The organism is Arthrobacter sp. TJ-263, from assembly GCF_058269155.1.
Genome location: NZ_JBZCNE010000001.1, coordinates 962,172 through 983,352, shown reverse-complemented (window position 1 = coordinate 983,352; position 21,181 = coordinate 962,172). Strand labels below are relative to the sequence as shown.

The window sequence follows — 21,181 nt, the reverse complement described above, 5'->3', positions numbered from 1 at the left end:
GTCTAGTTCCTCGCACCGGGCCGCAGGCGGGATGTTCACCGAGGGCCGGGCTCCGGCCCTCCGCCGTCGTGCAGCAGGCCCGGCGCCGCCGTCCCTGTGGGCTCGCCTGCGCGGCGGAGCCGGTCGGCGACGACGGCGGCGCGGTCACGCATCGCGGCCGGTTCGAGGACCTCGAAGTCGATGTCCCAGCTCGCCAGATAGGCCAGCGGGAAGTCGAGGGAGTCGAAGCCCGCCCTCAGGAGCGTGTGGTGGTCGCCGTCGGCCTCGAGGGTGCCCGTGCTGGGCGGGACGTGCGCTGCCAGCTCCTCGAGCGGCGCGTGGAACCGGATGACGGCATCGTAGGAGAAGGGCGAGCGCGTGATGGACTCCTGCACGTAGACCGCGAGGTCGGGCGCGGGCAGCGGGCGCGGCACGAAGCGGTCCCGTGCCACCGGCACGCTCCGGCACCGGTCCACGCGGAACGTCCGCCAGTCCTCCCGCGTGCGGTCGAAGGCCACCAGGTACCACCGCCGGCCGGTGTCCACGAGCCGGTACGGTTCGACGACGCGCCGGGAGGACTCGCCGTCGTGCCGGTCGTAGCGGAACGCGACGCTGCGACGCTCGGTGATCGCCGCGGAGAGGGCGGTCAGGATCTCCGGGTCCACCGGGGTGCTCACCGCGGCCATGCGCGTCACCGCCGAGCGCAGTCCCGCGAAGCGGGGCCTCAGCCGGGGCGGCAGGACCTGTTCGAGTTTGGTGAGCGCGCGCACCGAGGCTTCCCCCACGCCGGAGACCGGGCTGGCCGTCACCGCGGTCAGGCCGATCGCGACGGCGAGCGCCTCGTCGTCGTCGAGCAGGAGGGGCGGCAGCTGGGCCCCGGCGCCGAGCTGGTATCCGCCGGCTACCCCGGGGGAGGCGTTGATCGGGTAGCCGAGCGTGCGGAGCTTCCCGATGTCCCGCCGGACCGTCCGCTCCGTGACCGCCATGCGCTGCGCGAGGGCGGGTCCGGTCCACTCGCGCCGGAGCTGGAGGAGCGAGAGGAGCTGCAGCAGGCGCGCCGAGGTCTCGATCATGGGTCAACGGTACGGCGGAAAGCGGACGGGAGCTGTCCTGATCCAGGTCTCTTCCCCGGATGGTCCGCCGTGGTGCGTGTCAGGGGCCCGGGCGCCGGATGAGCCATTCCGCCCACGCGATCAGGGCCGCCACACCGGCCAGCACCGCGGGCAGGCTGGATCCGGCATCGCCCAGCAGGAGGGCGAGGACGGCCACCGGCTGCGCCACGGCCTGGATCCGGAGGAAGGACACGGCGAGCCGACGGAGCGCCGCGACGCTGACCCATCCCCGCAGGGGCAGGTGCAGGAGCAGGAGGTAGAGGATGAAGACGGTGTGCAGCCCGGCGACGACCACGAGGAGCCACGGGGACCCGGCGGGCACGTTCACCGCGTAGGCGACGACGAGCAGCAGCAGGGACAGGGCCACCACGCCGACCGACGGGAGCACCGCCGCGCCCACGGCCACCACGACGGGCAGGACGATCCACAGGGAGCCGCTCCAGGCGATGCTGCCGAGGAGAACGGCAAGGAGGGCGGTCGCGCTGCGCACCACCCACAGGGGTACGAGGCCCCGCCGGTCGGGCACGGCCGGCGAACCCGGAGTCCGGGCACCCCGCTGCAGGGTCATGGCGTCCTCCGGGCGGACCCCTGGCCCGTACGCCGCCCGGCCCGGCGCGCCAGCAGCCGGAATCCGGTCTCGAGGTCCGGCCCGAAAGGCGCACCGAGGCCGCCCGCCCGGCCGGGCTGCGGAGCGAGCCGTGCGGCCGGCTGCGCGTCGGCGGTCGCCCCGGCGATCACCGGGATGCCGTCGCCCTGCAGGTCCTCGAGCAGGAGGCGACGCCGCAGGAGCGTGAGCCGCACCGCCTCGGCCTGCGCCGCCGTCGTCTCCGTCCGGTCGAGCGGCAGCATGCAGTCGACCCCCGCCACCACATGCCCCTGCGCGTGCCAGAGCCGCAGCAGGCGTGCCGGCTCGCCGTCCAGGAAGGCGGAGAACACGACGACGACGGCGCCCTGCGGCGGCACGGGATCCCTCCGGCGCCGCCGCCGCGGCACCACCGCCGTGCCGGCGAGCCGGACCCGGATCTGTTCGAGATGCCGTGCTCCGGCTGCCGAGCGCAGGGCGCGCCGCGTGCCGGACAGGTCGTCGACGCCCACGCGGTCACCGACGGAGAGGTAGGAGGCCGCGACCGTCGTGGCGGCCGTCCGTGCCACGTGCAGCGATCCGGCCGCCAGGCGTGGAGGAGCCGCAGCGAACCAGTCGGCGGTCGAGGACGGCAGATCGTGCGCCTGGTCGACGACGAGGAGGACCGAGGCCTCCGCGTCCGCGAAGGTGCGCCGCACCATGAGCCGGTCCTGGTCGGCCGACCGGCGGGCCGTGGCACGCCAGTCGATCCTCCGCAGCTGGTCTCCGGGTTGCAGGGGAGCGACGGACCGCAGCTCGCCGCCGTCGCCCGGGCGTCCCGAGCGATGCGTGCCGGCGAGGCCCACCAGCCGTCGGGAGACAGGGCGCGCGAGGGTCGCGCCGATCGGCGGCAGGATGCCCACGCGCACCGGTGGCGCGGCCACGAACGCGGACGGCCGGGCGAGGTCGGCACCGAAACTCGCGGCGCCGTAGGCGAGGACGTCCCGCTCCCCGGAGGGCGGCGCGTCCACCAGCAGGGGGCACTCCTCTCCGGCCAGCAGGACGACGGCGTCCGGAGGGTACCCCGGGGCAGCCAGGGTGGTGACGACCAGGCGTCCCGGGTCCGGGGTGCCGCCGTCGTCCCTCGGGGCCAGCAGCAGGCGCAGGCGCGGGCCCCGGGTCTCGGTCCGCCGGTCCGCGGTGATGCGCACCTCGCACGCGCTCCCGGGTTGCGGCCCCGCGCGCCCGGCGAGCGCGAGGAAGGCGAGCGGTGCCGCGAGTGCCACGGTGTCCGGGCGGCCGGAGACCAGGCCCGCCACCACGCAGACGAGCGTGATGATGACGGCGAGAGCCCAGACGGGGGACCGGACGGCGGCGGCCCTAGCCACGGGGCACGGTCGGCGGGGTGGGCACCTCGGCCAGCACCTCCCGCACCACCTTCTCCGTCGCCACGCCCTGCGCCCAGGCCGACGGCGTCAGCGTCAGCCGGTGCGCGAGGACGGCCGCTGCGCCCTCCTTCACGTCCTCCGGCAGCACGAAGGTGCGGCCGTCGAGGACCGCGAGCGCGCGGCCGAGCAGGACCAGTCCCTGCGACCCGCGGGGGGATGCGCCCACCTCGACCGCCGGATGGTTCCGCGTCGCGGCGGTGAGCCGGACCGCGTAGTCGATGACGTCGTCGTCCACGCCCACGGATTCGACGGCGGCCTGCAGGCGCAACAGTCCCTCGGCCGTGGTCACGCTCGCCACCCGCGTCTCGTCCTGCCGCCGCGCGATGCGTCGCGTGATGATGTCCTGCTCGCCGCCGGGGCCGGGGTAGCCGAAGCGCAGGCGGACCAGGAAGCGGTCCAGCTGTGCCTCGGGCAGCGGGTAGGTGCCCTCGAACTCGATGGGGTTGGAGGTGGCGAACACGTGGAAGGGGCGCCGGAGCGGCAGGGTGGTGCCTTCGGCGGACACCTGCGCCTCCGCCATGGCTTCGAGGAGCGCGGACTGGGTCTTCGGGGACGTCCTGTTGATCTCGTCGGCGAGGAAGAGGCCCGCGAAGATGGGGCCGGGCTTGAACTCGAACTCCCGGGTGGCCGGGTTGAAGATGGACGAGCCGGTCACGTCCGAGGGCAGGAGGTCCGGCGTGAACTGCAGGCGCCGGAAGTCGAGCCCCAACGCCTGGGCGAGGGTCTTGGCCGCAAGGGTCTTCCCGAGGCCGGGCAGGTCCTCGAACAGGACATGGCCACCCGCGAGCACGGCCGCGAGGGCCAGGCGCAGGGCGCCCTCGGCGCCGACGACGACCGTCCCCGCGCGGGCGAGGACCTCGCGGCCAACGCGAGCGGCATCGAGCCGATCCGCGCCCGGTGTGTCGGCAGGGCCGCTCAGGACCGCGCCGGGGTCCGCGGCGGCGCTCGACGGGGAGGAGCTCGGCTCGGTCATGGGGCCTCCTGGCGATGGATCGGCGTCGGGTCGGTCTGCGGGGCGAGGACGATGCGCTCCAGTTCCGCGCCGAGCTCCCGGAGCTCGCGGTGGGTCAGCGCGGGGGGCCGGACCTCATCGAGGAAGGCATCGAGCCCTTCACTGCGGGGCGTGCCGGGCCGCGCCGCCGCCACGGAGCGGGCAAGGCCGTGCACCTCGAGGACCGCGCGCATCCCGGGGTCCGTCGACGCGAGGGAGAACTCGAGCGACTGGACGTCCGCGAGGCCGCGCTCCGGCTCGGGCGGACGCGCCAGGACGATCCGCGGGACATCGACGGCCTCGAGGACACCGTTCGCGATGCCCGCAGCGCCTGCTGCGCCGACGAGGACGACGCCGTGGCGGGCGTCGAGCCCGAAGAACCAGACGGCGACGAGCGCGAGGCCGACGAGCACGACCGTGACGGCCCATGCGGACCGCTTCACGGCCGGACCCCCGGGTGCCGGGCGCGTGCGGCCAGGGACCGCGTCAGCTCGTCCACGCTCGCCACCGCCGTGTCCCGATCGGCGGGACCCAGGGGATCGATGGAACGACTCCGGCCTTCCTGCCCGAAGCGGGCGCGCTGGTACAGGTGGTTGAGGGTGGTCAGCGGCAGGGGAGGGACATCGAGGGTGGCAGCCAGGGCGGAGGCGAAGTCCGACGTCGTCTGCGAGGGCGTGCGGCCGGCGCCCGCCTCCGCGCACACGCGCTCGAGGTCGAGCCAGCACCGGATGATCGTGTCCGAGGTGGCGCCGCCGCTCACCAGCGCGGCATGCGACGTCGCCGCCCACGCCGGCAGCGTCACCGATGCGGGGGCGACGGTGCCGGCGTGGTCGAGATCGGCCTGCTCCAGGGGAGCCCCGCCGGGTCCGTGCCGGCCGCGGAAGCGCAGCAGGAACCGCGTCAGGAGGGCCAGCGCGAGCATGAGGAGGACAAGCGTGACCGCCGCCAGGGTGCCTCCGTCGACGACGATGCGCTCGCCGTCGGGCAGGGAGGAGGCCGTGACCGTCACGGTCGGGGCGGGGGACTCCGGCTGTCGGGGGGAGCTGACCGCCGGGTCCATCACGGGATCGGCGGAGAAGTCGCCGACGAAGGCTGCGGCGAGGACGACGAGGACCAGGACGACCAGGGTCAGGGCGGCGGAGGCGCGCGGCGGTCCGGCTGCTGTCCCCACGATCCCCCCGCCGGTCGGTGCCCGTGCGCACCCCGAGGCCCGCATCCTGTGGAGCCTACCAAAACAGAACCGCCGCCGGCCTGATGGCCGACGGCGGTGGATGTGCCCTCGATAGGATTCGAACCTACGACCTTCTGCTCCGGAGGCAGACGCTCTATCCCCTGAGCTACGAAGGCAGATACGGGAACTCCCGTACCCGTTAGGGACTCATCGAGCTTAGCAGGTGGCGCTTGTGTGGGGAAAACGCCGGCGCGGGGAGCGGAGCGCCGGGCACTCGGGTCCGCGGAAGTGTCCGCCCGCGACCGGGGCGCCCCACGGTGATCCGCGCCAGCGGTCAGAGTGTGATGGCGACCTTGCCGCGGACCTTCCCGGCGTGCAGGTAGCGGATGGCGTCCGGAGCCTCTTCCAGGGGAAAGGTACGCTCGAGCGGCGCGCGCAGCAGGCCCGCCTCGACGAACCCCGTGAGGGCAGCGAGATCGTCGCGGCTTGTGACGGCCATGAGACCCCGGAGTTTCTGACGGGTGACGAGCGACAGGGCCGGTGCGCCGACCATGGCCCGCTCGAAGCCGCCCAGCAGTCCACGGCCGCCCTCCCCGCCGACGAGGACGAGCGTTCCATCGGGGGCGAGGGCCCGCCGCAGCTTCCGCAGCGGGCGGTTGCCGCCGGTGTCGAGGATGAGGTCGAAGCGGCGTGTGCCGTCCACCGGGTCCTGCCGGGTGTAGTCCAGCACCTCGTCAGCGCCGAGGCCGCGGACGAAGTCGAGCTTGCCTGTGCTCGCTACTCCCGTGACGTGGGCGCCGGACGCCTTCGCCAACTGTGCCGCGAATGATCCGACGCCGCCCGAAGCGCCGAGCACGAGCACGCGCGTGCCCGCTGCCACGCCACCCCTGCGGAGACCCTGGAGCGCGGTGCAGCCGGAGATCGGGAGGACCGCCGCCTCGGCGAAGCTCAACCCTGCAGGCTTGGGCGCCAGCCCTTTCTCCGACGAGGCGAGCGCGAAGTCGGCGAAGCTGCCGGATGCGACGCCGAAGACCTCGTCGCCCGGGGCGAACCGAGTGACCTCGGGGCCCACCGCTTCGACGATGCCCGCGACATCCGCCCCGCGGGTGCGCTGCCGCGGCCTGCGGACGCCGAAGGCAGGTCGCACGCCGATGGGCCGGCCCGCCATGATGTGCCACACACTGGGATCGACGCCTGCCGCGCGGACGCGGATGAGGACCTGGTGGCGCCCGGGCTCCGGCCGCTCGACCTCCTCGAGGCGCAGCACGTCCGCGTCTCCGTATTCGTCCTGCACGATCGCCCTCATGTGGATGCTCCTTCGTCGGTGTCCGGGTACTGGAAGACGGCGTCGAGTCCGACGCCGAAGACTCGCGCGATCTGGAACGCGAGCTCGAGTGTGGGGGAGTAGCGGCCCTGCTCGATGGCGATCACGGTCTGGCGGGTGACGCCGATCCGGTCTGCGAGCTCGGCCTGGGTCATCTCGCCGTGCGTGGCGCGCAGGGCGCGGATCCTGTTGCGGACGCGGGTGGGCTTCACCATTCCGGCAGCCCCCGCCGGTAGCCGACGACCTTGGTGATCGATCCGAGGACCGCGGACAGCACGAACCCCAGGTAGATGACGTTCGCGATCCAAAAGGAGTCCGCCTCGAGCATCGCGAGCAACAGCGCCGAGACAGCGCCGAGGATGACGAACGACTGGCCGACCTGGTCACCGAATCGCGCGATCTGCCGGTCCCGCTGGTCGACGCGCCCGGCATCCCGTCGGAACATACCGGAGACGATGCCGACAAGGATGTTGATCACGATGCCGGCGACGATCCCGCCCACGATGGTCCAGAGCATGATCGGCGCGTAAGGGCGCTCCGTCAGTGCGCCGAAGCCGCTGCCGAGCAGCAGGCGGAGGTAGACCGCGTACCCGAGCACCGCGACCATTCCGAGAATCCACGCGTTCTTCTCCTGCGCTGACACGGCCACTCCCTTGTAAAACATTATTGACACGCACAAGCTATGCCTGCCTCGGGGATGTGTCAAGGATCTTTTACATGATCGGGTGGTCGGGCCCCTGTGACACGACGCCGGCCGTCAGGACGAAGCCACTCGCCAGGAGGGCGGCGACGTCGAACGCGGAGTGGTGCTGCACCGATTGCCGAGAGGGATGGTCTGCGCCGTTGCGGGAGTCGATCTCGAGCGATCTCTGCCGGCGGTCAGATGAGGGAGAGGACGAAGGAGAGGACGAAGCCGGCGGCGGTGCTCATGGCAACTGCGGGTCCGCCGTGCTCGTAGGCTTCGGGCATGAGGGTGTCGGCCAGAGATGCGATCACAGCGCCGGCGGCGAAGGCCAGGGGCAGGGAAATGGCTTCCGGGTCTGCCCCGGACAGGGGGCCGGCGCCGATCACGACGGCCAGGACCAGCAACACCGCGCAGGCGCCCCACAGTCCGAGGATGCGTCCCGTCGACCTGCCCTGGGCGCGCATGGATGATGCTCCTACGAGAGCTTCGGGGAGGTTGGACACGAAGATCGCGGCCAGCAGAGCCAGTCCGCCGGTTCCTCCGCCGAGGGCGACGCCCAGCGCCACATTCTCGGGCACGCCGTCGAGTGTGACAGCGGCCAGAAGAGCGAGACCTGCTGCGCCGCGCGTCGATGCCTTGGAGGATGTCTCCCCAGTCGCCGCGGCGTCGGTGTCCAGTTTGGCGCTGCCCTGATAGTCGTCTGCGGCCTCCGGTTCGGGACCGGCCTGGGCCCACCGGTCGAGGAGTGCGCTGAGAACGGTGAAGACCAGGGCGCCCGCGAGTAGGCCAAGCGCTGCCCGCCAGATCCCGCCCTGTTCGAAGGCGTCCTCGAACAGCTCGAACGCCAGCGCGGTGATGAGAGACCCCGCCGCGAAGGACAGAAGGATTGCCAGCACCCGTTTGGGCAGATCGAACCGGACCCCGATCACTGCTCCGATGATCAGCGCACTGGAAGCCACCACACCGAACAGCAGCGACATCATCATGGGCCCAGTATAGGAATCCGTGCCACGGGGTGGAGGAGTGCGGCGACAGTTGCATCGGGTGCTCGGTCAGGTGCTCGGTCAGCTGCTCCAAGGACGGCCTCATCGGATTCGCCCACCACGAACTGCTCCAGCTCCGATACGCATCCTGTTCCTCAGGCGGCTGTTCAATGGGATTGCGGAGGTATTCGTGAGGTACTGGGATGAGTCCCAGCCGCTGACGGGCAGTGTCGCGGGCGAATGGGACACCTTTATCGGATCAGTGGAAGGACGGGTTGATGGTCGCGAATGCACTCGGGGTGGTGGTGACAGGGATGGGGGCCATGACTCCTGTCGGAGAGACGGTCGCCCGAACCTGGGACAGCCTCATCGAGGGTCGGTCCGGCATCGCGGTCCTGGACCAGCCATGGGCGCAGGAGCTGCCGGTACGGGTTGCCGGTCTTGTTGCCGCCGATCCCGCGGCATCGCTCTCCACCAGGGAATATCGGCGGATGGATCGGTGTGGGCATTTCGCACTGGTCGCATCAAGGGAGGCATGGCACCAGGCCGGCAAGCCGGCCGTCGAGCCGGACAGGCTCGCCGTGGTCATCGGGTCCGGTTACGGAGGTCTGGGTACGGTGTTGTCCCAGGTCCGGACCTTGGATGCCCAGGGCTCGCGTCGAGTGTCTCCGCATACGTTGACGCAGATCATGGCCAATGGTCCGTCGGCGTGGGTGTCCATCGATATCGGCGCGCAGGGAGGCGCCCGGACGCCGGTGAGTGCCTGTGCCTCCGGGGCCGAAGCGATTGCCCAGGGCGTCGAGATGATCATGTCGGGGGCGGTCGACGTCGTCGTGGCCGGGGGAGTGGATGCCTGCGTGAACGAATTGGCGATCAGCGGTTTCGCCCAGCTCCGGGCTCTGTCCACGAGTGAAGGGGATCCGGCGGGTGCTTCGCGGCCTTTCGATCGGGACCGGAACGGGTTCGTGATCGCCGAGGGTGCCGGCGTCGTCGTCCTCGAGCGGGAGGACTTCGCCCGGGCGCGGGGAGCCGAGATCCTGGGGCGGATCGCAGGGGCCGCCGTCACCTCTGATGCAGGGGATATTGTGGCCGCGGATCAAGCCATCCAACACCGGGTCATGCAAAAAGCTCTTGCGATGGCAGGGCTGACCGGGTCGGATGTCGACTTCGTCCACGCGCACGCCACGTCCACCCCCATCGGTGACCTGCTCGAAGCCGGTGCGATCACTGCGGTGGTCGGCAATGATGTGCCTGTCACCTCGACCAAGTCCATGACCGGTCACCTGCTGGGAGGAGCCGGAACGCTCGGCGCCATCGTGGCCATCGAGGCCCTTCGGACAGGACAGCTTCCCGGCACGCTCAACTACGAGAATCCCGACCCGAAGATCCATCTGAACATCATCAATACGACGACGGGATGTGCCGCCTCGAAAGCTGCCATCACCAACGCCTTCGGATTCGGCGGCCACAGCGCCGCCCTCATCATCACCGCTGCCTGACGGACTCCTCCTGGAGGGCGGTGTCCCGCCGCCCTTTAGTCGCTCCAGCACGCAGCTGCGGCACGAAGAAGAGTACGCAGATACGGCTCCGGTCCGAGCCACAGCTCGAGGGCCTGATCGACCTTCGGCGCGTAGCAGCAGCAGCCGCAGCGATGGTGATGCATGCAGATGTCAAGGCCCCAGTAGGTTGCTCAGCCTGTGAAGCAAAGCAGCCTTACTATCAGTATGCTTAGGTTGTGTACGTGGAGGCATGCCTCTGCGAAGGAGTTATGACGAGGCTCTTTCAACGCCTGAAGGCGGGCGAACAATCAACCGCGCGCTGCCGCGGCCTTCCACTTCGGACCCTCCGACGCTATGTCGGAGGCGCAGTTCGGAGAAGGTTCCCACGAAGCGGCACGTGTATGACTGAGACGAAAGAAGATCTGACATGGCAGAGAACAACACTTCCGGGGCGAGTACCCCCAGGAGCCGCAGGAACGACGTCGTCGCTGCGGAGAAGGAACGCTTCGGCGGCATCAAGTGGGGCTCGGCGTTCTTCGGCTGGCTCACCGCCATCGGACTGACCGTCCTGCTCAGCGCGCTCGCCACCGCAGTCGGTGCAGGTGTAGGGGCCGCGAACACCAGCGGCGCCTCGGACGCCGCGAACCAGGCTACGCAGAACGCGGAGACCCTCGGCATCGTCAGCGGGATCGTCCTCGCGATCATCCTGTTCGTCGCCTACTACTGCGGCGGGTACGTCGCCGGGCGCATGGCCCGCTTCGACGGTGTGAAGCAGGGCGTCGCCGTGTGGGTATGGGGCATCATCATCGCGATCATCGTCGCGATCCTCGCCGCCATCGCCGGCGACCAGTTCAACGTCCTCTCGAGCATCGGCGGCGCGCCGCAGATCCCCGTCGACGGCAGCCTGCTCACCGCCAGCGGCCTCATCGCCCTCGCGATCGCCGTCCTGGTCCCCCTGATCGGGGCCATTCTCGGCGGAAAGGCCGGCATGCGCTTCCACCGCAAGGTCGACCAGGTCGGCATCGACCACCAGACCGGTATCACCCACTAACACCGGCCTCCGGCACCGCCCCAGCAACACATCAGCAGGACCAGCGACATCGACCGGCCCCACACGGGTCCGGTTCCACATCAGTCATTGCCTCACGTAGATCGGAGGACGCCGGGTATCACTCCCGGTTCCTCCGGAAGGAGATCTCATGATCACGCAGAACGACATCGACACCATCCTCTCCGGCCGCGGCCACGTCCTGGACTCCCACGGATCCAAGATCGGATCGGTGGGCCAGGTGTACCTGGATGACCAGACGCAGGACCCGAGCTGGGTCACCGTCAAGACCGGCCTGTTCGGCACCTCGGAGTCCTTCGCGCCCCTGCAGGGAGCGAACGTCAACGGCAACGATGTGACCATCGGGTACACGAAGGATCAGGTCAAGGACGCGCCCCGCATCGAGTCCGACGGAGACCTCAGCCCCGAAGAAGAGGACCGCCTCTACCGTCACTACGGCCTCTCCGGACACACCACCGGTACGCCTGCCGGGACCACGGGCACGTCCGGCGGCGACTTCCTCGACAGCGACACCACCCGCACCACCGCCGGCACCACGAGAGGGACTGCCGGCTACGAGGCGGGGTACCAGGCCGGCGACGAGCGTCACGACCGCTCGGGCACCACGGTGGGTCATGACACCTCCGGCCCCACCACCGATGACGCGATGACCCGCTCGGAAGAGCAGCTCCACATAGGTACCGAGCGCCGCGAAGCCGGCCGTGCCCGTCTGCGCAAGTACGTCGTCACGGAGAACGTCACCAAGACTGTTCCCGTCACGCACGAAGAGGTTCGCATCGAGCGTGAGCCCATCACCGACGCCAACCGGGGTGACGCCCTCGACGGCCCGTCGATCAGCGAAGAGGAACACGAAGTCGTCCTCCACGCCGAGCGCCCCGTGGTCGAGAAGGAAGCCGTTCCGGTCGAGCGCGTCCGCCTCGACAAGGAAACCGTCACCGCCCAGGAAACCGTCACCGAAGAGGTCCGCAAGGAAAAGATCGAGATCCTCGACGCCGACGGCACCGACGTCGGCGACACCACCGACGGCACAGGCCGTCGCACACCGTAGTTTCAACGGCGGGTAGATCCGCCGGCACCACCAGCTACACGGAGGGGCGCTGCCTAGGCAGCGCCCCTCCTCATTGTCCAGGAGTTCCACCGTAGGACCGATGCTGACGGGCGTCGCGGCGGGCATTTCGATAGTCCCATATCGGCCCTGCGGTACGAACCTCACGGCCGCCCCGCCGAACTGCCAGGACAGGTCTTCAAGCCCAGCGCCCGAGTGGGGTCACCCCGGGTGGGTGACGCGCCGCTCGGCACCGGCACACAGGATGTGACTGCGGCCGCCTGTCGGACCGCCCGTAACGCTGAGAAAACGGGGTCTTCAGCCTGGCTGAGACGGTCCCGGGAAAGCATTTCCAAAGGAGCCTCCGATGTCGAGATCAGGCCCGGGCCTTGCTGGAGTCGTCGCACTCGGGGTAGCTGTCGCAGTGCTCACGGGCTGTGACACGTCGACCCCCGGCACGTCGACCCCCGGCACCTCGATCCCCAGCACAAGCGCCAGCAGTAGGGCGCCGGAGAACGTCTCGGAGGTGTGCACGGCAGCGAGCGACTTTGCTGCGGCCCTGACAGCTTTCAAACAAACACTCACGCCGGGTGTCACCGTGGAACAGCTCGATGCGGCGCGGGATGAGGTCGTGACAACCTACGACGACCTGATCGAAGCGAGTCAGGACGTCGCGGAGGACCAGGTGGGCGCTGTGCGGACGGCCAAGGATGAGTTGGTTCGAGCCGTCGAGGCTGTTCCCGACGATGCCACCCTGAGTCAGGCGATCGCCTCCCTGCGGGATGAAGCCGCCGACGTCCAGGCCACGGTCAGTGATCTGCAGGCGGAGGCCACGTGTTGAGTGTGCAGAAGTCACGGGCCGGCTCCGGGCTTGTTCTGGCCGTCCTGGCGTCCGGCCAGTTCCTGATGACTCTCGACAGTTCCGTGATGAACGTCTCGATGGCCACGGTGGCCGCGGACCTTGGGACGACGATCACCGGCATCCAAACCGCTATCACCCTGTACACCCTGGTCATGGCGTCGCTGATGATCACCGGCGGCAAGGTGGGGACCATCATGGGCCGTCGGCGTGCTTTCGCGCTGGGTCTGATCATCTATGCCGCAGGTTCACTGACGACGGCGCTTGCGCCGAACCTGGGAGTGCTGCTCGTCGGCTGGTCCCTTCTGGAGGGTATAGGGGCTGCATTGATCATGCCCGCGATCGTGTCGCTCGTCGCGGCCAACTTCCCGCCGGAACGCCGAGCCGGGGCATACGGACTGGTGGCCGCTGCAGGGGCCATGGCGGTCGCCGCAGGTCCTCTCATCGGTGGCGCCGTGACCACGTTCGCATCGTGGCGCTATGTTTTCGTCGGCGAGGTGATCATCGTCCTGGCGATCCTGCTGGTTCTGCGCAGGGTCGAGGACGTCCCTGCGGCCAAGGTCCGGCTCGATTTCGTAGGATCCGCATTGTCGATCGTGGGACTGGCCATGGTTGTCTATGCCGTGCTGCGTTCGGGTGAGTGGGGATGGGTGCAGTCGAAGCCCGGCGCGCCGACGGTTCTGGGTCTGTCCCCTGTGGTGTGGCTGATGATCGGCGGGCTGCTCGTCCTTTATGTGTTCCTGCGGAGAACAACGCATCTTGCCGCAGTGGGCGGCGAGCCGCTGATCGACCCCGGACTGTTCCGGAACGAGCGCCTCACCGGGGGGCTCAGTATATTCTTCGCTCAATTCCTCGTGCAGGCCGGCGTGTTCTTCACCATTCCGCTGTTCCTGTCGGTGGTGTTGGAACTGAGCGCTCTGGAGACCGGGATCCGGATTTTCCCGCTGTCCGTGGCGCTGATTCTGGCCGCGGCAGGAATCCCGAAGGTGTGGCCCCGTGCGAACCCGCGCCGTGTCATCCGCCTGGGTCTGATGTTGATGATCGTCGGCATTCTCATCCTCGTGGGAGGTATGGATCCAGGGGCGGATGCCGGCATCGTCGCAATCCCGATGCTGCTGATGGGCTTCGGATTGGGGGCGCTGTCGTCGCAGCTGGGCGCCATCACGGTTTCGGCGGTCCCGGACTCCCAGAGCGCGGAGGTCGGCGGGCTGCAGAATACGGCCACCAACCTCGGGGCCTCCCTGGGTACCGCGCTGATCGGGTCGGTACTCATCGCGACCCTGAGTACCTCGTTCATGGCCGGCATCCAGAATAATCCCGCGGTTCCGAGTTCGGTGCAGGAGGAAGCATCGGTCCAGCTGGCCAGTGGTATCCCGTTCATCTCCGATACGCAGCTCCAGGAAGCGCTGGACAACGCCGACATCGACCCGGAAGCCGCTGATGCCATCATGGCGGTCAACTCGGACTCGCGGCTGGAAGCACTGCGGGTGGCACTGGCTCTGGCCGCACTGCTGGCGACCGCCGCCCTGTTCCTCACCGGACGGCTCCCCGAAGAGGCCGTCGGAGCACCGGACGAAACCCCACACCGTGCGGAGCCCACGGAACCCGCGGAGTCCCGCTAGATTTCCCACGGCGACCAATGAGCCGTCATCAGTCCCACGAAGAAGCCGTCGAAGGCGGCGATGATCGTTGGAATCAATCCGTCCTTTCAGGGACGTATGGCCCTAGCAGGCGCGGCTGGCAGGGGATGAAGCTGACATTTGGTGTCATCACGAATTCATGAAGAGCCAGTTGGATGGCGTGAAAGGGGGCCCGGATGCAGGCGATAAGGCTCAGCAGGTGAAGGACGTCACGGTATTCCTCCTCGATGACCACGAACTGGTGCGGCGGGGGCTGCGAGAACTGTTGGAGACCGAGGGGTGTGTGATTGTCGGGGAGACCGGTTCCGCCGAGGAAGCCACGCGCCGGATCCCGGCCCTGTCACCGGACGTCTCGATCCTGGATGTGAGGCTCCCGGATGGAACGGGGATCGAGGTATGCCGGAATGTGCGCTCCATCAACCCTTCCCTCTCCTGCGTCATTCTGACCAGTTACGACGATCGCCAGGCCGTGCGCGGGGCGATACTCGCCGGTGCCGCGGGGTACATCCTGAAGGAGATTCTCGGCTCGGATCTGGTCGGGAAAGTCCTCCGGGCCGCCGCGGGTGAGTCCCTGTTCGAGCCCGGCATGAAGGAGCGCATCATTGCCGGGCTGAACGATCCACCGGAGGAAGATGCCCGCCTCGCCCGCCTGACGACGCAGGAAAGGAAGATCCTGACCCTGATCGGGAAGGGGCTGTCCAACCGGGAAATCGCCGGCGAACTGTTCCTGGCCGAGAAAACCATCAAGAACCATGTGTCCTCGATCCTGGCGAAACTGGGCTTCCAGCGGCGGACCCAGGCTGCCGTCTACATTTCCACATCGGTCGAGCCCTTGCCCAGCTAGCTACGCAGGGGCACAGCGAGCACGACCTCGGTCCTGGACCGAGCGCCCCCGGGATCGACAGGGTGCACTGCAGAGTTCCGATCGGAGACGCGTGCGAAAAGGACGCATGAAGGGGTTGGACATGTTGCGTCGGGCACGTCGCAACGCCACTTGGTCGAGTACATTCCGACGCCACACATCTGTCGTGGTCGGGGCCTGTGACATTGAGGTCGGGTGTGGTCGTTCTGCATTGGATGCGTCCGGGAGTCCAGGTGCGCTGCATCCAATGGGTGGTGCGCTTGGCCTTCGAGATCGAAGTCGAGGTCGAGCCATTCGGGACCGGTGAGTTCCTGCTAGGTCGAGGTGATCCGGGCGGTGGGCAGTGCTGCGGCCATGGTGAAGATTGTCCGCAAGAGGATCTTGAGCCGTGCAGCACCGGCGTCGAGCGAACTGGATCGCAGGTCCGCGGAGTCCTGCATTCATCGAGTCGGTTGCGTTGGGCGGGAAATCGGACTCCAATAGTGCGATGACCAACGAGCCCGGCACGACTACATCAGGTGCACCAAGTGGATTGAAGCGGGCGATCGGAGCCCCGCTGCTGTTCGCGTTCATCGTGGGAGACACCCTCGGTGCCGGCATCTACACCCTGGTGGGCACCATGGCGGCTGACATCGGGGGTGCGATCTGGATACCGCTGCTTATCGCACTGGTCGTAGCACTGCTCACTGCCGGGACATACGCGGAACTCATCACAAAGTACCCGCACGCGGGAGGAGCCGCACGCTACGTCGACCGGGCCTTCGGCATTCCCTATCTGTCTTTCCTCGTGGGCTTCCTCATGATGGCCTCGGGCATCACCACGGCCGCTGCCCTCGCGAATGCCTTCGCCGGCGACTACCTGACAGCGCTCATCGATGTGCCGGCCGCTCCCGCAGCGGTGGTGTTCATCATCCTGTTGACCTTGATCAATCTTCGCGGCGTCCGGGAGTCCCTCACCGCGAACCTCATCGCGTCGATCATTGAGGTGACCGGCCTCGTGCTCGTCATCGTCGTTGCCGCCATCGTGCTCGCCAGCGGTAACGGTGAACCATCCCGGCTGCTCGAGTTCGCGCCGGACGTACCACCGCTCCAGGGCGCGTTCGCCGCATCGATCGTCGCGTTCTTCTCCTTCCTCGGCTTCGAGGCAGCCGCCAACATGGCTGAGGAGGTCCGTAACCCCTCCAGGGCTTATCCTCGCGCCCTCTTCGGCGCCATCGGCACCGCGGCCGTCGTCTATCTCCTCATCGCCCTCGGCGCGGTCATCGTCCTGCCCCCGGCCGACCTCGCCGAATCCACCGGCCCGCTGCTCGACGTCGTCGCCGCCAGCGGGGTGGGGATTCCGCTCGGACTGTTCAGCCTGATCGCCCTGATCGCCATCGCGAACGGTGCGCTGCTGTTCATGGTCATGGCCAGCCGCGTCGGCTACGGACTGGCAGAAGCAGAACTCCTCCCGCGCGCATTCGGTCGTGTGCTGCCGGGACGCCGCACCCCATGGGTCTCGATCGTCGTCGTCGCCGCGTTGACCATCGCACTGACCCTCACCGGAAACCTCTCGACACTGGCCGAGACGACCGTGCTGTTACTGCTCCTGGTGTTCCTCTCGGCCAACGTCAGTGTCCTCGTCCTCAAGAAGGACAAGGTCGACCACGACCACTTCACAGCCCCGCGGGTCGTGCCGGTACTCGCGATCATCGCCAGCATCGCACTCCTCACGCAGCAGACCGGGATCGTCTGGCTCGGCGCCGTCGCCTACATCATCGTCGGGTCCCTGCTGTTCCTCGCCGCGCGCGCCGGACGCAAACGCGAAGACCGCGCCCGCGCCAGCTGACCACCAGCCCCGCTGCTGGAACCGATCAGACCTACTCGGGGCACCGAACCATGAACCAAAAGGCCCGGGCTCGGGTTCCCAAGCGCCGGACAGCAGCCCGCAACGTCAACCCGCCGGCGTCGGAAGTACAGACAGCCACGAGAAGGAAGTGACACTGATGAGTGCGGATACCAGCAAGAGCAGCACCAACTCGGGTGGTTTCTCGGAGGAGGAGCGGACTGCCATGACAGAGCGTGCCGCCGAACTCAAGAAAGAAGCAAGCCGAACACGCGGTGGTAAAGCAGCTGCCGAGGAACTGGAGGTGTTGTCGAAGATCGCTGGGATGGAGATGCCCGACCGCGCCGCAGCGGAGCGCATCCACGCCATCGTCACCACCCATGCCCCCGAGCTGTCACCGAAGCTCTGGTACGGTCAGCCCGCTTACGCGCGCAAGGGGAAAGTGGTGTGTTTCTTCAGGAGTGGGCACACCGACAGCGAACGGTACTCGACCTTCGGCTTCTCGACCGAGGCCCGCCTCGACGATGACTCCGGACTCTGGCCCACTTCCTACGCAGTGAACGAGCTGACCGACGAGGCCGAGATGGCGATCATTGCCCTCGTCAAGAACGCGGTGCGCTGAACCGTCGGCGCACCGGTCCTACTTCTCAGGAGTGGTCTGGCGTGAGTGCTGATCATCCGGAGCTGCTCGTAGAGGCAGGGTTCTTGGTATTTTCCCGGCGCCTCCCGCCCAGGCCTAAACTTGAGGTACTGAGTGTCCATCTGGAGATATTCCGGTTCTTCAGTGGTGTTTCAAGGAGCACGGGCACGTTCCGTTTCCGGTCGCACGTGTAAGCAGGTCTCGCTATGACCGCACAGGCTCAACAGCGCAGCGCACGGTTCGCCGCCGACGCCGCGGAACTGACCGTGCAGGAGCTCTGGCTGCACTACTTCAGCATCGGGGGCAACGTCCGGGCCTTCGAGCTCGATGCCTATCTCAACGGCGTCTATCCGCTTCCGGTGGGGGACCGTAACCTCGTAGCCCTTGCGCTGAACGAGTTGATCGACGATCTGCCGCAACGGCCCAGGGCCGTCTTCGACGACGATGTGGTATCTCCCTAGCCCCTACGAGACCGGGCGTCATCGCCGGGCCCAGCCGTGGCTTGCAGGTCGCTTTGACGGCCGGCTGCGTGATCATTGGTCGGCCGTCACGCCCTGCCCGTCATCCCCATGAGGTCTGCTCAGGTAGCGTACGTGCCGATTGTGCTCTCGAGAGGAAGGGTCATGCTTCAAAACGTGTTGTGCACACTGAATCTGCGCCATCTCTGGCACATCGAATCTACCGACGACGGCAGTCGTTACAGGCGTTGCGGGCACTGCGGGAAGTACGACCGCGACAGAGACAGCAGTGGCTTCATGCATTGAACAGTTCCGTTGGAGGCTTCCTGTGAGGCGCCGGTCCCGGCAGCGCTCTGCGCCCGGGTGGAACAGCGCGCAGCGCAGGCAGGCTGCAACAAGCTCCACCCCGCCGTCTGCACCGAGAACCCCGCTTGGCCCGATGGCTCTGCCAACACTTAGGCGTGCGTGGGCCGATCAACACCACAGCGGTCTCGTTCTTCCGTGGTAGACAAGGATCATCTCATCGATGGAGGACCACTCGTGACTCATGCGAAGCAGCACCTATTGGCCGATCCGGCGTCACCGGTTTTCGGCATCACATCGACGGCGATCATGGGGGGTCTTACCCTCATCGATCCATCCAAGCTGGACGACCAGCAGCGCCGCGTTGTCCACGTCGCGACCGCTGCTGTCACCGGCCTGTACATCGGCGTCACGGTCGGTGGCAGGCGATCACTGTTGCGGGCACTTGCGGGGCTTGCGGCAGCAGCCGCCGCCCTTCGCTTTGCCGATGTCGGAGATGTGATCGATGCCCGTCTCGAGGAAAAACTTCGGCGGGCCGGCACGCGGCACCCGCGCCGGTGGATGGCAGCAGGCACCGCAGCATTCACCTTCGCTGGTTTCCTCGGTGACCGTGCTGCAGCCAGGAGGGAGCAGTTCATGGCGATGCTGGACGATGAACCTGAGCAGGTGAGGTCGCTGGACCCGCGCATTCGAGGCCTCATCGAAGGCATGCTCGATGCGACCGAAACAGCGGGAGTTCGCGAGCTCCGCGCGCAGCTGGCCGTCGCGCACGAGGTCCACTGGGCCGACGAATTCACCTCGACCGTGTACTTCGAAGTCCCAGCCGACGTGCCGCGCGCAGTGCCCCATGACCAGGTCTTCCCGGTGCGCGCTCAATTCGTCGGACCGGAAGGTGCGCCGCATCAGGTCCTCCTGCAGCTTTCCGCCGGCCGGTTGGATCACCTGACTGCAGAAGCGTCCGACCAGGAGACCGTCGAGTTCGTCGAAAGTCTCCTGACGGAATGGCCCGATCCTTCCGAGGTCGTTTACGTCATGGACAGCGCGGACGGGACGAACTCACCGATCGGTTCGTGACGCGATGTCGTCCGAGCCGGCTTCGCCGCGAAACTCGGTGAGCGGCCCGCAGCGGCCGTCACGTTGTCGGACTTCTCCTTCGACGAGGAAGAGATCCTGACCTGATCGAGTCCGCCGCGGAGCAGTTACGGCAGGACGGCGGGATGCTCCTGCTGACGCTCGAGCCGACGGAGGACGTGGCTGCGGTCACCGAGGCTCGCACGGACGGGCTTGGCGACATGCTCGCCCGGTTCAACTCCAACGGTGTCCCGGTCATGGTGCTGACCAGCCCGCCGGGCAGAACGACGGTGCGAACGGCGATGATTCGATGCTCCCGGACTTGTATGGTCGCGAACCACCGACGTAGGCCTGGGTGCTCTCATCGGATGTGGCGACGCCGACGCATTGGTGCGCGCAAACGCATCCGTTACCGGCCGGTGCCTTTCCGTCGTACCCCGTGGTCCGCATGCCGAAGAATACGCGGTCAGCGGTCATCGCGCTTCGTCTCATCAATGCGGTGAGCGGTCGGCTACTTCTTCATCCCTCCCTGATCGATCAGGGTAGGCCGCCATGACACCGGAACCATCCGCGGCATCGTGGTGGCGCTCCCGATCGGCTGGTGGGCACCCCGTCAGGACGAAGAACTCTGTGGATGGTCTTGTGTTTGAAGTAGGTTCAGGTCCATGAATGCTCAGCAACTCATGGTCACGGCCTCGGATGGCAGTCAGCTGGCTGTGACGCGGTGGTCAGCACCGGGACCTGCGGTTGTCCTCCTGCACGCTGGTGTCGCCGACCGGCGATCCTGGACCACGGTGGCGGACGCGCTGCAGGGCGACGGTCTCGATCTCATCGCCTATGACAGACGCGGCTACGGAGACACCCCGGCAGCGGCGGACTCATCGTCATTCACACACGTGGACGACCTGCTTCACGTCATGGACGAACTCGCCCTGGACCGGGCCCTTCTCGTCGGCAACTCGATGGGCGGGGCAGTCGCGCTGGATATGGCGCTGCTGCATCCTGATCGCGTCAGCGAAGTCGTGCTGATCGGCGCTGCGGTATCAGGAATGACCGACGAGGACACCCCGTTCGACTGGGAACCGGACGACTCCTCCGCCCCGCTCATGGCACGTGCAGACAACCCGACCGTGGCAGACGACGACAGGATTCGGGCGCTTGCCCACCTGTGGTTGGACGGCCCAGGAGCCGCGGAAGGCCGCGTCGCAGGAGATGTCCGTGCCCTCTTCGAGGCGATGAACCGGAAGATCCTGGCGGCCGCTGCACCCGATTCTGCCGGCAGTGCCGGTGTCGATGCCTGGACCCGACTCGGCGAGGTGACCGTGCCGGTGCTGTGCACCTGGGGTGACCTCGATCCGCCCTGCGACGTGCCGTTCTACAAGGAGACCGCACGCCGCATTGGACAGGGGGCAGGACGCGTCCTCCCTGACGTGGCACACCTGCCTAGCCTCGAGCAGCCCGCACTCATCGCGGAGATGGTCCGAAGCGCCGCACACCACTAAGCCATACCCAGCGAGGTATCCGCTGTGCCCGAGGAAGTTGCGCGACGCTCACAAGGGCTTAGGGCAAGTTTGCAGTAGTCGCAGAACCCATCAGCGGATGAGGTGCCTCCTTGGCGGGGACGGACGTCCCGTTGAGGAGGTGCATGCGCGGGT

General features: G+C 68.0%; 22 protein-coding genes and 1 tRNA gene. 11 read left to right on the top strand and 12 right to left on the bottom strand.

Annotation, left to right across the window (positions count from 1 at the left end; all coding sequences use genetic code 11):
• Positions 1–35: 35 nt before the first annotated feature.
• The 11 genes from AC4D2F_RS04680 to AC4D2F_RS04630 form a co-directional block, all read right to left on the bottom strand.
• Positions 36–1,052, bottom strand: a complete 1,017-nt coding sequence (locus tag AC4D2F_RS04680; protein WP_490909674.1) for a helix-turn-helix transcriptional regulator — start codon at positions 1,050–1,052, stop codon at positions 36–38.
• 79 nt (positions 1,053–1,131) lie between these two features.
• The gene (locus AC4D2F_RS04675; RefSeq protein ID WP_490909673.1) at positions 1,132–1,659 is read right to left on the bottom strand and encodes a hypothetical protein; all 528 of its coding nucleotides are present in this window, start codon (positions 1,657–1,659) and stop codon (positions 1,132–1,134) included.
• Complete coding sequence (locus AC4D2F_RS04670; protein WP_490909672.1) at positions 1,656–3,041, bottom strand: DUF58 domain-containing protein; 1,386 nt, start codon at positions 3,039–3,041, stop codon at positions 1,656–1,658. Before AC4D2F_RS04670 ends, AC4D2F_RS04675 begins: the two co-directional genes overlap by 4 nt.
• The gene (locus AC4D2F_RS04665) at positions 3,034–4,074 is read right to left on the bottom strand and encodes an AAA family ATPase (protein WP_490909671.1); all 1,041 of its coding nucleotides are present in this window, start codon (positions 4,072–4,074) and stop codon (positions 3,034–3,036) included. Before AC4D2F_RS04665 ends, AC4D2F_RS04670 begins: the two co-directional genes overlap by 8 nt.
• Complete coding sequence (locus AC4D2F_RS04660) at positions 4,071–4,535, bottom strand: hypothetical protein (RefSeq protein WP_490909670.1); 465 nt, start codon at positions 4,533–4,535, stop codon at positions 4,071–4,073. The genes AC4D2F_RS04665 and AC4D2F_RS04660 overlap by 4 nt, the downstream gene beginning before the upstream one ends.
• Positions 4,532–5,263: a DUF4129 domain-containing protein gene (locus AC4D2F_RS04655; protein ID WP_490909669.1), complete on the bottom strand. Its 732-nt coding sequence runs from the start codon at positions 5,261–5,263 to the stop codon at positions 4,532–4,534. Before AC4D2F_RS04655 ends, AC4D2F_RS04660 begins: the two co-directional genes overlap by 4 nt.
• Positions 5,264–5,366: 103 nt before the next feature.
• Positions 5,367–5,439: transfer RNA gene (locus tag AC4D2F_RS04650), tRNA-Arg, on the bottom strand.
• Positions 5,440–5,597: 158 nt separating this feature from the next.
• Positions 5,598–6,569, bottom strand: a complete 972-nt coding sequence (locus AC4D2F_RS04645; protein ID WP_490909668.1) for an NAD(P)-dependent alcohol dehydrogenase — start codon at positions 6,567–6,569, stop codon at positions 5,598–5,600.
• The gene (locus tag AC4D2F_RS04640; protein WP_104165747.1) at positions 6,566–6,802 is read right to left on the bottom strand and encodes a helix-turn-helix transcriptional regulator; all 237 of its coding nucleotides are present in this window, start codon (positions 6,800–6,802) and stop codon (positions 6,566–6,568) included. The genes AC4D2F_RS04645 and AC4D2F_RS04640 overlap by 4 nt, the downstream gene beginning before the upstream one ends.
• Entirely contained in the window at positions 6,796–7,230 is a 435-nt protein-coding gene (locus AC4D2F_RS04635; RefSeq protein ID WP_104165745.1) for a hypothetical protein, read from the bottom strand. The genes AC4D2F_RS04640 and AC4D2F_RS04635 overlap by 7 nt, the downstream gene beginning before the upstream one ends.
• 236 nt (positions 7,231–7,466) lie before the next feature.
• Positions 7,467–8,258, bottom strand: a complete 792-nt coding sequence (locus AC4D2F_RS04630) for a ZIP family metal transporter (protein ID WP_490909667.1) — start codon at positions 8,256–8,258, stop codon at positions 7,467–7,469.
• Between the two features lie 275 nt (positions 8,259–8,533).
• Between AC4D2F_RS04630 and AC4D2F_RS04625 the strand changes: the two genes are divergently transcribed.
• From AC4D2F_RS04625 to AC4D2F_RS04600, 6 genes are all read left to right on the top strand, one after another.
• Positions 8,534–9,754 carry a beta-ketoacyl-[acyl-carrier-protein] synthase family protein gene (locus AC4D2F_RS04625; protein ID WP_490909666.1) on the top strand — a complete coding sequence of 407 codons (1,221 nt, stop codon included), beginning with the start codon at positions 8,534–8,536 and terminating at the stop codon, positions 9,752–9,754.
• 427 nt (positions 9,755–10,181) lie between these two features.
• Positions 10,182–10,805, top strand: coding sequence for a hypothetical protein (locus AC4D2F_RS04620; protein ID WP_490909665.1), 624 nt, complete (start codon positions 10,182–10,184; stop codon positions 10,803–10,805).
• A gap of 148 nt (positions 10,806–10,953) precedes the next feature.
• Entirely contained in the window at positions 10,954–11,871 is a 918-nt protein-coding gene (locus AC4D2F_RS04615) for a YsnF/AvaK domain-containing protein (protein ID WP_490909664.1), read from the top strand.
• Positions 11,872–12,466: 595 nt separating this feature from the next.
• Entirely contained in the window at positions 12,467–12,709 is a 243-nt protein-coding gene (locus tag AC4D2F_RS04610) for a hypothetical protein (protein ID WP_490909663.1), read from the top strand.
• Complete coding sequence (locus AC4D2F_RS04605; protein WP_490909662.1) at positions 12,703–14,349, top strand: MFS transporter; 1,647 nt, start codon at positions 12,703–12,705, stop codon at positions 14,347–14,349. Before AC4D2F_RS04610 ends, AC4D2F_RS04605 begins: the two co-directional genes overlap by 7 nt.
• Before the next feature lie 157 nt (positions 14,350–14,506).
• A complete protein-coding gene (locus tag AC4D2F_RS04600; protein WP_490909661.1) occupies positions 14,507–15,211 on the top strand; it encodes a response regulator in 705 nt (234 codons plus the stop codon).
• A 332-nt stretch (positions 15,212–15,543) separates the two neighbouring features.
• Here the strand turns inward: AC4D2F_RS04600 and AC4D2F_RS04595 are convergent, their stop codons facing one another.
• A complete protein-coding gene (locus AC4D2F_RS04595) occupies positions 15,544–15,669 on the bottom strand; it encodes a hypothetical protein (RefSeq protein ID WP_490909660.1) in 126 nt (41 codons plus the stop codon).
• 47 nt (positions 15,670–15,716) lie between these two features.
• Here AC4D2F_RS04595 and AC4D2F_RS04590 point away from each other — a divergent pair, with 47 nt between their 5' ends.
• The 5 genes from AC4D2F_RS04590 to AC4D2F_RS04570 all read left to right on the top strand — a co-directional run bounded on the left by AC4D2F_RS04590 (position 15,717) and on the right by AC4D2F_RS04570 (position 21,028).
• On the top strand, positions 15,717–17,057 hold the full coding sequence (locus AC4D2F_RS04590; protein WP_490909659.1) for an APC family permease: 1,341 nt from the start codon (positions 15,717–15,719) through the stop codon (positions 17,055–17,057).
• A 157-nt stretch (positions 17,058–17,214) separates the two neighbouring features.
• On the top strand, positions 17,215–17,676 hold the full coding sequence (locus tag AC4D2F_RS04585) for a DUF1801 domain-containing protein (protein ID WP_490909658.1): 462 nt from the start codon (positions 17,215–17,217) through the stop codon (positions 17,674–17,676).
• Positions 17,677–17,900: 224 nt separating this feature from the next.
• A complete protein-coding gene (locus AC4D2F_RS04580; RefSeq protein WP_104165728.1) occupies positions 17,901–18,155 on the top strand; it encodes a hypothetical protein in 255 nt (84 codons plus the stop codon).
• A gap of 537 nt (positions 18,156–18,692) precedes the next feature.
• On the top strand, positions 18,693–19,529 hold the full coding sequence (locus tag AC4D2F_RS04575) for a hypothetical protein (RefSeq protein WP_490909657.1): 837 nt from the start codon (positions 18,693–18,695) through the stop codon (positions 19,527–19,529).
• A 662-nt stretch (positions 19,530–20,191) separates the two neighbouring features.
• Complete coding sequence (locus AC4D2F_RS04570) at positions 20,192–21,028, top strand: alpha/beta fold hydrolase (RefSeq protein WP_490909656.1); 837 nt, start codon at positions 20,192–20,194, stop codon at positions 21,026–21,028.
• Positions 21,029–21,181: the final 153 nt, after the last annotated feature.